At 73.3% G+C, this 12,586-nt stretch carries 9 protein-coding genes and 1 pseudogene; 6 read left to right on the top strand and 4 right to left on the bottom strand.

Translation table 11 applies throughout. From position 1 onward, the window contains the following. Window positions 1-51: 51 nt before the first annotated feature. Window positions 52-1,002, top strand: coding sequence for a helix-turn-helix transcriptional regulator (locus OP18_RS37445; RefSeq protein ID WP_033363945.1), 951 nt, complete (start codon window positions 52-54; stop codon window positions 1,000-1,002). Window positions 1,003-1,034: 32 nt separating this feature from the next. On the opposite strand, the gene OP18_RS37440 is transcribed toward OP18_RS37445, so the two are convergent. After that, complete coding sequence (locus OP18_RS37440) at window positions 1,035-2,492, bottom strand: alpha-amylase (protein WP_052387911.1); 1,458 nt, start codon at window positions 2,490-2,492, stop codon at window positions 1,035-1,037. Window positions 2,493-2,837: 345 nt separating this feature from the next. Here OP18_RS37440 and OP18_RS37435 point away from each other — a divergent pair, with 345 nt between their 5' ends. Both OP18_RS37435 and OP18_RS37430 read left to right on the top strand, forming a co-directional pair. Further along, window positions 2,838-4,181: a ricin-type beta-trefoil lectin domain protein gene (locus OP18_RS37435; protein WP_052387910.1), complete on the top strand. Its 1,344-nt coding sequence runs from the start codon at window positions 2,838-2,840 to the stop codon at window positions 4,179-4,181. Window positions 4,182-4,249: 68 nt separating this feature from the next. Next, entirely contained in the window at window positions 4,250-5,719 is a 1,470-nt protein-coding gene (locus OP18_RS37430) for an RICIN domain-containing protein (RefSeq protein WP_033363909.1), read from the top strand. Window positions 5,720-5,771: 52 nt separating this feature from the next. Here OP18_RS37430 and OP18_RS37425 read toward each other — a convergent pair whose 3' ends face one another. After that, window positions 5,772-6,344 carry an SMI1/KNR4 family protein gene (locus OP18_RS37425; RefSeq protein ID WP_033363908.1) on the bottom strand — a complete coding sequence of 191 codons (573 nt, stop codon included), beginning with the start codon at window positions 6,342-6,344 and terminating at the stop codon, window positions 5,772-5,774. A 156-nt stretch (window positions 6,345-6,500) separates the two neighbouring features. Here OP18_RS37425 and OP18_RS37420 point away from each other — a divergent pair. After that, a pseudogene (locus OP18_RS37420) lies at window positions 6,501-7,463 on the top strand (alkaline phosphatase D family protein); the annotation flags it as partial. 135 nt (window positions 7,464-7,598) lie between these two features. Here the strand turns inward: OP18_RS37420 and OP18_RS37415 are convergent. After that, a complete protein-coding gene (locus OP18_RS37415) occupies window positions 7,599-8,810 on the bottom strand; it encodes a cytochrome P450 (RefSeq protein WP_033363907.1) in 1,212 nt (403 codons plus the stop codon). Beyond that, a complete protein-coding gene (locus OP18_RS37410) occupies window positions 8,803-10,401 on the bottom strand; it encodes an FAD-dependent oxidoreductase (RefSeq protein WP_033363906.1) in 1,599 nt (532 codons plus the stop codon). Before OP18_RS37410 ends, OP18_RS37415 begins: the two co-directional genes overlap by 8 nt. A 107-nt stretch (window positions 10,402-10,508) precedes the next feature. On the opposite strand from OP18_RS37410, the gene OP18_RS37405 reads away from it, so the two are divergent. Both OP18_RS37405 and OP18_RS37400 read left to right on the top strand, forming a co-directional pair. After that, window positions 10,509-11,207: a response regulator transcription factor gene (locus tag OP18_RS37405; protein WP_033363905.1), complete on the top strand. Its 699-nt coding sequence runs from the start codon at window positions 10,509-10,511 to the stop codon at window positions 11,205-11,207. Beyond that, window positions 11,204-12,586 carry a sensor histidine kinase gene (locus OP18_RS37400; RefSeq protein WP_211273793.1) on the top strand — a complete coding sequence of 461 codons (1,383 nt, stop codon included), beginning with the start codon at window positions 11,204-11,206 and terminating at the stop codon, window positions 12,584-12,586. The genes OP18_RS37405 and OP18_RS37400 overlap by 4 nt, the downstream gene beginning before the upstream one ends.

Below are 12,586 nucleotides of genomic sequence, written 5' to 3'. Positions count from 1 at the left end.
CGAGCGAATCCGGTCACTCCGTGACCGGTTCGCTGTGGAAGGGTGGTCCGCGTGCGAGCCGACCGGTTGATGGCCCTTCTCCTGCTGCTGCAACAGCGCGGGCAGGTGACCGCGCCGGAGGTCGCCCGGGAGCTGGAGGTCTCCGAGCGCACCGCCCGCCGCGACCTCGACGCCCTGGCCATGGCCGGCGTTCCGGTGTACTCCACGCAGGGCCGGGGCGGCGGCTGGCGCCTCGTCGGCGGCGCCCGCACCGACCTGACCGGGTTGACCGCGGGTGAGGCCCGCGCACTGTTCCTGGTCGCCGGCCCGGCCTCGGCGGCGACACCGGCCGTGAAGGCGGCGCTGCGCAAGCTCGTCCAGGCCCTGCCGGAGCCCTTCCGGGTGCAGGCCGAGGCGGCCGCGTCGGCGCTCGTCACGGACCCGCGACGGTGGGGGGCGAGCCGGGTGGAGCCCCGGACCCCCCGCTTCCTCGACGACCTGCAGGACGCGGTGATCCACGGCGTCCAGGTGCGGCTCGGCTACGTCGACCGCGACGGCGCCGGGACCGAGCGGAGCGTCCACCCGCTGGGCGTCGTCGCCAAAGGACCGTCGTGGTACCTCGTCGCCGACACCGACGCCGGCCGGCGGACGTTCCGGATCGACCGGGTGTCCTGCGTCGACCCGACCGGGGAACCCGTGCACCGGCCCGAGGACTTCGATCTCGCCGCCTGCTGGCGGGAGATCGCCGACGAGGTCGACCGCAGGCGGACGCCCCTCGAAGCCCGGGCGGTCTGCGCGCCGCACGGGATCGGCGTGCTCCGGATGGCGTTCGGCGACCGGCTCGAGGTGGGCGGCGCCACGACCGGCGGCCGCGTCGAGGTCGTGATCCGCGGCGCCGACGAGCAGCTGCTCGCCGGTGAGCTCGCCGGGCTGGTCGACTGGCTCGAGGTGACCGGCCCGCCGGGGGTGCGCGACCAGCTGGCCGCGATCGGCGCCACGCTCGTCGGGCGGTACGGCCGCTGACCGGCGTGCCGTGCCGGCTCACCCAGGGCTGATCAGGAGATGCGGGCGCCGGCGTGGATGGCCACGGCGTCGTGGGCGGCGATGTCCGCGCGGAACCAGCCGCCGCTGTCGACGGTGACGACGGGGCCGGTGCAGCCGCTGCCGCTCTTCTCGCCGTGGATCACGTCGCAGTAGCGGCCGGCCGGCATGTTCGTGCGGTAGGAGCGCCCGGTGACCGCGAAGTCCTCGTCGTTGATGGAGATGTAGCCGGCGCTGCCCCGGCCGAACGCGATGTGTTGCCAGCCGTTGTCGTACCAGTTGACGACGCCGGTGCCGGCGACCGCGTTGCGGAACCCGACCATGTTGGCGATGACCGGCCAGCGGTGCTCGCACCGCCAGCCGCCGCTGTAGCAGGTGCTGTTGTTGGTGCGCCCGGCCGAGTCCGACGGCGGGCCCTGGTTGCGGTCGGTGAACTCGTAGCTCGACATGACGGTGGGCGACCCGTACGGCCACGCCAGCATGAACGCGTTGGCCAGGGCGTAGATGCCGTTGTCCCGGTAGGTCAGCGTGCCGGGCACGTCGCGCTGCGTGTCGTGGTTGTCGACGAACACGTTGGCGACGTTGCTCGGGATGTAGCCCCAGCCCTCGCCGAAGTTGTTGAGGTACGCGAGCCGCTCGTCGCGGAAGACCCGGGCGAGATCCTTGCCGTACCGGAACTCGTGCACGTCGCCGTTGCCGGTGTACTCCAGGGGCCCGATCGGCTCGCCGGCACCGTAGATGACCTCCTGCACGATGTACACCGGCCGGGACAGCCGGGACCGCAGGGCGGCGATGTCGGCGGCGGGCATGTGCTTGCTGGCGTCCATGCGGAAGCCGTCGACACCCAGCGACAGCAGGTCGTTGAGGTAGCCGGCGAGGCGGTCCCGCACGTAGGCCGCGCCGGTGTCGAGGTCGGCCAGGTTCGCCAGCTCGCAGTTCTGCACCTCGTAGCGGTCGTTGTAGTTGACGATGTCGTCGTTGCCGTTGCGTCCGCAGTGGTGGAAGTCCTGCACCTGGTACGTGCCGGGGTAGTCGTAGTGCGTCCAGGCCGAACCGGCCCAGCCGGGCCCGCTCTTGTCGGTGTTGGCCATATGGTTCACGACCGCGTCGACGATCACCTTGACGCCCGCCGCGTGGCAGGCGATGACCATCGACTGGAACTGCGCCCGGGTGCCCTTGCGCGACTCGATACGGTAGCTGACCGGCTGGTACGCGACCCACCACTCCTGGCCGCGCACGTGCTCCTGCGGCGGGGAGACCTGCACGTAGCCGTACCCGCGCGGCCCGAGCGAGGCACCGCACTCCGCCCCGACCGACGGCCAGTTCCACTCGAACAGGTTGGCGATGACGGTCTTCGGCCCGGCGGTGCCCGCCGCGACCGGCGCGGTGGTCACGGCGGTGGTCACGGCGGCGGTCAGCGTCGCGAGCACGACGGTGGTCAGGACGGCAGCCAGCGGCCGGTTGCGCGGCATGAGTCCTCCAAAGGCAAGGGCGGCAGGACTCAAGTATCGACACACGTCCCTGTGACGCACAACACCTGCCGGCGCCCCGGCAGGTGGCGGCGCCCGTGGAAGTTCCACGCCCGCGGAGCGTCGGCGGAAAAGATGGTCGCACTTCGATATTTACATAAGACGTCATACGAAATACCTTTGTCCCCGACCATCGGCATCCTTCGCCGGGCGACAACTGGACGGCTCGACCGCCACGAGCGCGACCACCACCGCCCGCGTCCGGCGCAAGCACACCTGATCATGATGGGAGTCACGCGCGTGCAGTCTCTCCAACGCCGGGCTGGATCCGGCGCACCCCGACGGCCGGTGCCCCGCTGGCTGGGGGCGACCCTCGCCGTGGTGGCGCTGGTCGCCACCGGCGTCGGTGTCATCGCCGGGACACAGCCGGCCTCCGCCGCGGCGACCGCCGGTTGCGGCAAGAGCCCCACGTTGACCAGCGGGACCCGCACGATCCAGAGCGGCGGCCAGAGCCGCAGCTTCATCCTGAGGGTCCCCGACGGCTACGACCGCAACGTCCCGCACCGGCTGGCCTTCGGGCTGCACTGGCTGGGCGGCACCGCCGAGCAGGTCGCCGGGGGCGGCAGCGACGGCTACGCCTGGGCGTACTACGGCATGCTGTCGCAGGACACCGGCAACACCACGATCTTCGTCGCGCCGCAGGGCATCAGCAACGGCTGGGCCAACACGAACGGCCGGGACGTCACCTTCATCGACGACATCGTGAGGCTCGTCGAGGACGACCTGTGCGTCGACACCACCCAGCTGTTCTCGGTCGGCTTCAGCTACGGCGGCGCCATGAGCTACGCGCTGGCCTGCGCCCGGCCGGCCGTCTTCCGAGCCGTCACGGCCATCGCCGCCCCCGGTGCGATCAGCGGGTGCAGCGGCGGGACACAGCCCGTCGCGTACATGGGCATCCACGGCGTCAACGACGGCATCCAGAACGGGCGCGCGCTGCGGGACACGTTCGTGCGCAACAACGGCTGCACCCCGCAGAACGCTCCCGAGCCGGCACCCGGCAGCCGCACCCACATCCTCACCACGTACGCCGGCTGCCGCGCCGGGTACCCGGTGGTCTGGGCCGCGTTCGACGGCGGCCACCAGCAGGGCCCCGTCGACAACTGCGCCGGCTGCGAGAGCGGCGCGCGGAGCTGGGTCAAGCCCGAGGTGTGGAGGTTCTTCACCCAGTTCGGCGGCGCCCAGCCGTCCAGCCCGGCGCCGTCGAACCCGTCCCCGTCGAGCAGCGGCCCGCCGCCCGGCCGGTCCAACGTGATGATCGCCGGTGCGGCCTCGGGGCGCTGCGTCGACGTGCCCGGCTCCACCACCGCGAACGGCACGCAGGTGCAGCTGTGGGACTGCCACGGCGGCACGAACCAGCGGTTCACCTACACGTCCGCCAGGCAGTTGCAGGTGTACGGCACCAAGTGCCTGGACGCCACCGGCCAGGGCACCAGCAACGGCACGACCGTGGTGATCTGGGACTGCAACGGCCAGGCCAACCAGCAGTGGAACGTCAACGCCAACGGCACCGTCACCGGCGTGCAGTCCGGGCTGTGCCTCGACGCGAGCGGCTCCGGCACCGCCAACGGCACCAAGATCCACCTGTGGTCCTGCCACGGCGGCGCCAACCAGCAGTGGAGCCTGCGCAGTTGAGCATCCTGCCGCCCAGGCGTTTCCCGGCCGGCCCGCCACCGGCGCAGTACCCGCCGAAAGGACCGCACGTGACAGGTTTCCCCCTCCGCAGGCGCATGGTCGCCGTCCTGGCCGGCGCGGTCGCCGCGCTCGCCGCGATCCCCGCGGTGCTGATCGCCAACGCCCCGCCGGCGTCCGCGGCGACCGGCCAGTTCCAGGGTCTCAACTGGGCGCGCCCCGGTGACAACTACACGGGGTCGCCGCTGGTCCTGGCCGGGCTCAGCGGCACCGACAGCTACAGCACCGTGCGGGCCAAGGCCGACGCGATCTACGCCGGCTTCCAGGGCAACCTCGGCGCCAACACGGTCCGCCTGCCGATCAACACCTACACCGTCGGCACCGCGTGGTGGGACTCGTACACCGGCGCCATCGACGCGGCGACCGCCCGCAACATGAAGGTGATCCTGTCGTACTGGGACGACGGCAGGGCGTCCAGCGGCGGCCGACTCACCGACACGGGCGCCTTCAACACCATGTGGAACACCGTCGTGGCCAAGTACGCCGCCAACCCGCTCGTGCACTTCGAACCGATGAACGAGCCGCACGGGTACAGCGCCGCCGACTGGAAGAACGTGGCCGCCGCGTGGATGAGCGCCCGGCCGTCGGTCCCGCGCAACCGGATCTTCATCAGCGGCTCCGGGCTGAACCAGGACATCAAGACCATGTGCGCCGACAGCCGCTTCGACGGCACCTACCTGTCCCTGCACCACTACACGTTCTTCTCCGGCGCCAAGACCTACGACGGGTGGGTGAGCTTCCTCAGGGACGCGATCGGCACCTGCGCGAGCCGGACCGTGATCGACGAGTTCGGTGCGCCGATGGACACCGGCCTCAACTACAACGACGCCAACAGCACCGACAACTTCGTGCGCTACTTCCGTGCCACCACCCAGGTGCTGCGGGAGCTGCAGGTCGGCTCGGTGTACTGGCCGGGTCTCGGCGGCAAGATCACCGCCGGTCAGAGCGACGACTGGTACGCCATGCAGAAGCTGCACGGCACCGGGACCAGCCTGACGCTGAGCACGCCCAACGCGAGCGGCGCCGAGCGGCTGCGCTACGCCTGGGGGCTCGTCGGCACCACCCCGACCGACGGCGGCAGCAGCTCACCCGCCACGGGCAACCGGCTGCGCAACACCGGCTCCGGCCGCTGCCTCGACGTCCCCGGCGGCAGGACCACCAACGGCACCCAGGTCACCATCTACGACTGCAACAACGGCACGAACCAGCAGTGGGTCGGCACCGCCGCCCGCGAGCTGCGGGTGTACGGCAACAAGTGCCTCGACGCCACCGGCCGGGGCACCGCCAACGGCACCGCGGTCGTCATCTACGACTGCAACGGCGGCACCAACCAGCAGTGGACCCTGAACAGCAACGGCACCATCACCGGCGTGGCGTCCGGCCGCTGCCTCGACGTGGCGCAGAACGGCACCGCCAACGGCTCCCGCATCCAGCTGTGGGACTGCACCGGCGGAGCGAACCAGGCGTGGGTGCGCGCCTGACGCTCCCCGCACCACCACGGTGGCCGGGCCCTCGGGCCCGGCCACCCGCGCTTCAGAGGTCGGCGATACTGCCGTCGACGGCGAACGCCTCGACCGCGTTGAGCAGCTTGTCGAGGAAGTCGTCGAGACTCTCGGCGACCGGGGTGATGCCGACGTGCGACGTGTCGTAGGAGGTACCCACCGCGTCGAAGGAGTACGTGCCCGCCTCGTACCGGCATTCGCGCAGTCGATGGACGGTGCCGGCCTGGTCCAGCGTGACGGCGTACAACGCTCCGCCGCCGTCGCTGCCGAAGACGACGACGTCCTCGTCGAACGGTGCACCGATGCGATCCGGGAGGCCGTCATCGCGATGCCGGACGCCGAGCATGTATTCCGGATCGAACATGAGGTAGCCGTTGGCGATGTCCGGCAACGAGACCGCGCCCACCAACCCGCACACCGCGAGGAGGTCGCCGGGTATCCACGGCATGCGCGCCCGGAGCTGGGCGAGCTGCGCCGCCGAGGCCGGCGGGCCCACTTCCTGCGCCCCGGGCTCGAACGGGAAGGTCGACACGACGTCGCGCAACGCCCGCGCGGTGGCCGCTTCGATCGACGCTCTCCAGGCGACCACCCGCTGCTCGTCCACGATGCTGTCCTTCGGTGGTCGGCGTCGCCGCTTCGACGTGTGCGGTGACTGCCGGACCTCGGCGATTGTGCCAGACGATCATCGAGCGACAGCGCCGCGGCACGCAGTGTTCGGCAGAATGTCGGCCGGGGAACGTCCCGCGGGCGAGGGCGGCGGCCCGAACGGGACCACACGGTGCGGGTCGACGTGCGTTGCCTCGCTCCCGCCACCACCTACTGGTTCCGCTTCACCGCCGGCGGTGCCTGGTCACCGACCGGCCGGACGCTGACCGCCCCGGCCGCCGACGACGCCGTCGCCCTGCTGCGCTTCGGGGTGGTGTCGTGCTCGAGCTGGGAGGCGGGCTACTTCGCCCCGTACCGCCTGCTCGCCGAGCGCGGCGACCTGCAGGCCGTCGTGCACCTCGGCGACTATCTCTACGAGTACGCCAGCGGCGGCTTCAACGCCGGCGGTGTCATCGTCCGGCAGGCGGCGCCGACGCACGAGACGCTGCCGCTGGCCGACTACCGCATCCGGCACGCGCAGTACAAGACGGACCCCGACGCGCGGGCGCTGCACGCCGCCGTGCCCTGGATCATCACCTGGGACGACCACGAGGTGGCCAACGACATGTGGGCCGGCGGCGCGGAGAACCACGACCCCGCCACCGAGGGCCCGTTCGCGGCCCGGGTCGCCGCCGCCCGCCAGGCGTACGCCGAGTGGATGCCGGTCCGCCTGGCCGCCGACGGTGCGATCTACCGGCGGCTACGGTTCGGCCGGCTCGCCGACCTGTCCATGCTGGACCTGCGCTCGTACCGCTCGCGCCAGGTGTCCGGCAGCGCGGTCGACGACCCGTCGCGCACGATCACCGGCGACGACCAGATGACCTGGCTCAAGACCGGCCTCGCGGCGTCGTCGGCGGCCTGGAGGCTCGTCGGCAACCCGGACATGATCGCCAGGGTCGACGTCGGTACCCTGCCCGCCTGGCTCCTCGGCCCGCTCGGCAAGCTGCTCGAGGTGCGGCCCGAGTCGTGCCGGATGGACTGGTTCCACGTCCGGGACCGGACCAGCCGCGGCACGACGGCGCGCCGGGTCGCCGGCTACGCGGTGACTTCGGGCGTCGCCCGCCTGCACGCCGTGTGACACCGGCGACGGCTGCGGGGCGGCTGCCAGCGGGGCCGCCCCGCTCCCTGACCGCCGGCGGGCGCGGCCGGCGCTGCGCGGACCGCGCGTGGTCGGCGCCGTCGGGGGCGCTCAGCCCTCAGCGGTCGTGCCTGCTCAGTCCTCAGCGGTCGCCGGGGCGATGCCGTCGAAGACGACGGGCAGGTTGCGGGGGCCGCGTAGGACGGGATTCGGGCGGTACGGCGGCGGGTCGGTCCGCAGGCGCGGGTTGCGCAGCCGCCGGGCCAGCTCGGTGAGGGCGATCTGGGTTTCGAGCCGGGCCAGGGGTGCGCCGAAGCAGTGGTGGACGCCGCCGCCGAAGCCGAGGTGCTCGCTCTGCCGGGCGTTGAAGTCCGGGCGTCGCGGGTCGTGCCGGTCCGGGTCGAAGCGGTCGGGGTCGGGGACGTGGTCCGGGTCGCGGCTGCCGGCGGCGAGCACGAGCCGGATGGTGGCGCCGGCCGGGATGGTGGTGCCGTCGAGGTCGACGTCGTCCAGGGCGCGGCGGACGAGGATGTGCACGGGTGGTTCGAAGCGCAGCAGCTCCTCGACGGTGAGGATGACGAAGTCCGGGTCGTGGCGGACCCGTTCCAGCGCGGCCGGGTGCCGCAGCAGGGTGAGCATGCCGTTGGTGATGAGGTTGACGGTGGTCTCGTGCCCGGCGATGAGCAGCAGGGAGGCGTTGGCCAGCAGCTCGTCGGGGGACATCGCGTCGCGGACGTCCGGGTCGGTGATGATCGCGGAGAGCAGGTCGTCGCCGGGCGTGTGCCGGTGGGTGTCGAGCAGGCCGGTGAAGTACCGGGCCAGGTCGGCGAAGGCGATGTCGGCGCGGCGGCGGGCGTCGTCGGTGGCCTGCGGGCCGATGCCCTCCACGATCGCGTCGGCCCAGGTGTGGAAGCGGGGCTCGTCGTCGAGGGGGACGCCGAGCAGCCGGCAGATCGCGGTCACCGGCAGCGGGTAGGCGAAGTCGTCGACGAGGTCCACCCCGGTGCGCCCGGTGAACCCGTCGATCAGGCCGGTGACGACGGCGAGCAGGTCCGGGGCCATCCGGGCGATGCGGGCCGGGGTGGCGGGCGGTCCGTAGTGCCGGTTCATGAGGGCGCGGAGCCGGTCGTGCTCGGGAGGGTCGGTGGAGATGAACCCGCGCAGGGTCAGCGCGTCGCGGGAGCTGACCCGCGGGTCGTGCAGCAGCGCCACGATGTCGCGGTAGTGGCTGACGACGTAGCTGCCGTCGGGCTCGCGGGTGACGGGGGTGGTGCGCAGCTGCCGGTACAGCGGGTACGGGTCGGCCCGGTTGGCGGGGTCGAGGACCTGCTCGAAGACGCTAGGCATCGGTGTGCTCCTCGGCACGGTGGTCGGGCACGAGCACGGCGCGCCGCTCGCTGGGCTGGTGGCCGGTGAGCACGACCGTGGCGGTCGCGGACGGCTCCGACCGCACCTCGGCCGCCACGGGGCGGGTCGGCGTGGGCGGGTCGACGGTGCGCATCCGCGGCGGGAACGGCGCGGCCCGCTCGATGAGCCGGCCGTAGAACTCCAGCCACATGCCCTGGTCGAAGGTGACCGCGGCGGTGATCCGGCCGTGGCGGCCGTACACGGCGACGAACCGGCGCTGCTCGACCGAGCCCTGCGCGATGACGACCTCGTCGGCGAAGGTGGGCACGCCGATCGACTTGATCTCGACGCCGAACTGGGTGGACCAGAACACCGGCAGGCTGACGTGCGGCCACTGGTCCGGCCCGGCGCTGATCATGTTGTGGGCGGCGATCTCGGCCTGGTCGACGGCGTTGCCCCAGTGCTCCAGCGCCATGAACTGGTAGTCGTACACCGGGTGCGGGAACCGGGCCACGTCACCGGCGACGAAGATGTCGTCGGTGACCAGGCCGTTGGTGTCGAAGGCGCGGCAGCCGGCGTCGCACGCCACGCCCCAGTGCCCGGCCGCGAGACCGGAGCCCGCCAGCCACTCCACGTTGCGCCGTGCCCCGAGCGCGGCGACGGCCACGTCCACGTCCACGGTGGTGCCGTCGGTCAGCCGGGCCCGCCGGAGCCGGCCCTCGCCGTCGCCTTCGAGGGCCTCGACGCTCACCCCGCAGCGCAGGTCGACGCCGGCGTCGCGGTGCAGGTCGGCGGCGACCCGGCCGATCGCCGCGCCCAACGCCCCGGCCAGCGGCGCCGGGCCACGGTCCACGACGGTGACCGGCAGGCCCAGCTCGCGGCAGTCGGAGGCGACCTCGCTGCCGATGAACCCGGCCCCGATGACCAGCACCCGACCGGGACGGTCGGCGAGCCGCCGGCGCAGCCGGACGCCGTCGTCGCGGCTGCGCACCGTGTACAGGCCGTCGAGGGTGGCCTCCTCGGCGACCGGCCACGGGGCCGCCCGTACCCCGGTGGCGATGAGCAGCCGGTCGAAGCCCACGCGCTCACCGTCGGCCAGCACCACCTGCTTGCCGTGCCGGTCGAGCCCGACGGCCGGCTGCCCCAGCCGCCACTGCGCATCGAGTGCCGTGCTGCGCGGCAGGGCGGTGTGCTGCGCCGGCACCCAGCCGGTCAGCACCTGCTTCGACAGGGCGATCCGGTCGTAGGGCTCGTGGGGCTCGTCACCGATCAGGATCAGCGACCCGGCGTACCCGGTGCGGCGCAGTGCGTCGGCCGCCCGCAGCCCGGCCAGCGACGCGCCGACGATGACGATCCGCTCGACGCCGGCGACCCCGGCCGCCGGCGGTGCGGCCGGCGGCGCGCCGGTGTCGAGCACGATCGCCCGCACCGGGCAGGCCGCGGCCGCCTTGAGCACCTCGCGCCGGCGTTCCTCACTCGGATTCGGCTCGTACAGCAGCGCCTCGTCACCGGGCATCCGGAACACGTCGGGCGCGGCGAACACGCACTGCCCGTAGCCCTGGCACCGGGTCAGATCCACCACCAGCCTCATGGGGGCCAACGTAGGGCGGCGCCGCGCCGGGCCGCCCCACCTGCGGCGGAGGAGGCCCGGGTCGGATCTCTCATCGAACGCACATCCGGTCGTGTCATGGTGAGGGTGTGCAGGGGGCCGCTCGGGTGCTGGTGGTCGACGACCAGCCGAACATCGTCGACATGCTGGCCACGGTGCTGCGCTTTCACGGCTTCCTGGTCGCCACCGCGGGCAGCGCCGCCGAGGCGGTGCGGCGCGCGTCGGCGGACCGGCCGGACGTCGTGGTGCTCGATGTCATGTTGCCGGACGGCGACGGGTTCGACGTCTGCCGGGCGCTGCGCGCCGACGGGCACGAGGTCGGCATCGTGTTCCTCACGGCACGGGACGCGCCCGGCGACAAGATCACCGGTCTGACGTACGGCGGTGACGACTACATCACCAAGCCGTTCTCCGTGGACGAGCTCGTCGCCCGGGTCCGGGCGGTGCTGCGCCGCATCCGCCCGGCCGCCGGCGCGCCACCGGCGGGGGTGCTGCGCCACGCGGACGTCGAGTTGGACGAGGAGACGCTGCAGGTACGGCGGGCCGGCCGCCTCGTCGAGCTGTCCCCGACGGAGTTCAAGCTGCTGCGGTACCTCATGCAGCACCCGAACCGGGTGCTGTCGCGGGCGCAGATCCTCGACGCGGTCTGGAGCTACGACTTCGGCGGGACCTCCAACGTGGTGGACACCTACGTCGGCTACCTGCGGCGCAAGCTCGACCGGCACGGCCCGCCACTGATCACCACCCGGCGCGGGTTCGGCTACGCGCTCACGGAGCCCGGGACGTGAACCGCTGGTCGCTGCGCGGCTCGCTGCTGGTGGGCATGCTGGCCGTCACCGCGGCGGTCCTGCTGGTCGCCGGGGCCAGCGCCGTGCTCGCACTGCGCGGGTACCTGCTGGCCCGCACCGACGACCAGCTCGACGTCGCCGCCCGGTTCGCGCAGCAGCGCATCGGCCAGCTCGACGCCCCATCGGCGCGCGGCGGCCTGCAGGCGGTGATCGCCCCGTCGGACTACCTGGTGGAGGTGCGCCGCGCCGACGGTTCGCTGACCCGGCTCGGCGGCCTGCAGTCCGTCCCCGCCCGCCCGCTGCTGGACGAGGCCCCCGCCGCGCCGGCGGACGGGCGGCTGACCGCGGCCACGAACGTCGGCGCCGGCCGGTACCGCGCCGTCGTCGGCCGGACCGTGGACGGCGCCACAGTGCTGGTGGCGCTGCCGATGGACCCGGTGCGCCAGACCGTCCGCCAGCTCGTCCTGACGGAGCTCGGCGTGGCCGCGGCCATGCTGCTGCTGCTCGCGGCCGGTGGCCGGCTGCTCGTCGCCCGCAGCCTCCGCCCGCTCGACCGGATCACGGCGACCGCCACCGCGATCGCCGGCGGCGAGCTCGACCGGCGGGTGCCGCCGGGGCCGCCGGCGCGCACCGAGGTGGGGCGGCTGACCCACGCGGTCAACGGGATGCTGGCCCGGATCGAGGCCGCGCTGGCGGTGCGGGCCGCGTCCGAGGACCGGATGCGCCGCTTCGTCGCCGACGCCTCGCACGAGCTGCGCACCCCGCTCACGTCGATCCGCGGCTACCTGCAGCTGCTGCGGCAGGGCATCATCGGCGACGCCGAACGCCCGGCGGTGCTGCGCCGCGTCGACGACGAGGCCCGCCGGATGGGCACGCTCGTCGACGACCTGCTGTACCTGGCGCGTCTGGACGCCGAACCGGCGCTGCGGCACGGCCCGTTCGACCTGACGCCGGTGCTGCGTGACTCGGTGTCGGACCTGCTCGTGGTGCAGCCCGGCCGGCCCGTCCGCCTCGACGTGCCGCCGGCGTGCCGGGTGCTCGGCGACGAGGACGCGGTCCGGCAGCTGATGGCGAACCTGCTGGCCAACGCGCGCCGCCACACCCCGGCCGACGTCCCGGTCACGGTCCGGCTGCGGACGGTGGACGGCCGCGCGGAGGTCGAGGTCCGCGACCGCGGCCCGGGCATGCCGCCCGGCCTGGCCGACCGGGCGTTCGACCGGTTCAGCCGGGGCGACGACGCCCGCGGCGCCGGCGGCAGCGGCCTCGGCCTGGCGATCGTCGCGGAGATCGTGGCGGCGCACGGCGGCACCGTCGGCCTCACCTCCGCGCCCGGCGACGGCACGGCGGTGCGGTTCACGATCCCCTTGGCCGACGCATGA

The organism is Dactylosporangium aurantiacum, assembly GCF_000716715.1.
In the GTDB taxonomy this organism is placed as follows: domain Bacteria; phylum Actinomycetota; class Actinomycetes; order Mycobacteriales; family Micromonosporaceae; genus Dactylosporangium; species Dactylosporangium aurantiacum.
Note: the sequence above shows the minus strand (reverse complement) of the source record. Positions and strands in the feature narration are given on the sequence as shown.

Excerpts from the sequence above, each read along its gene's own strand:
- OP18_RS37415 (WP_033363907.1), bottom strand. The coding sequence starts at position 8,810 with ATGCCTAGCGTCTTCGAGCAGGTCCTCGACCCCGCCAACCGGGCCGAC.
- OP18_RS37410 (WP_033363906.1), bottom strand. The coding sequence starts at position 10,401 with ATGAGGCTGGTGGTGGATCTGACCCGGTGCCAGGGCTACGGGCAGTGC.
- OP18_RS37440 (WP_052387911.1), bottom strand. The coding sequence starts at position 2,492 with ATGCCGCGCAACCGGCCGCTGGCTGCCGTCCTGACCACCGTCGTGCTC.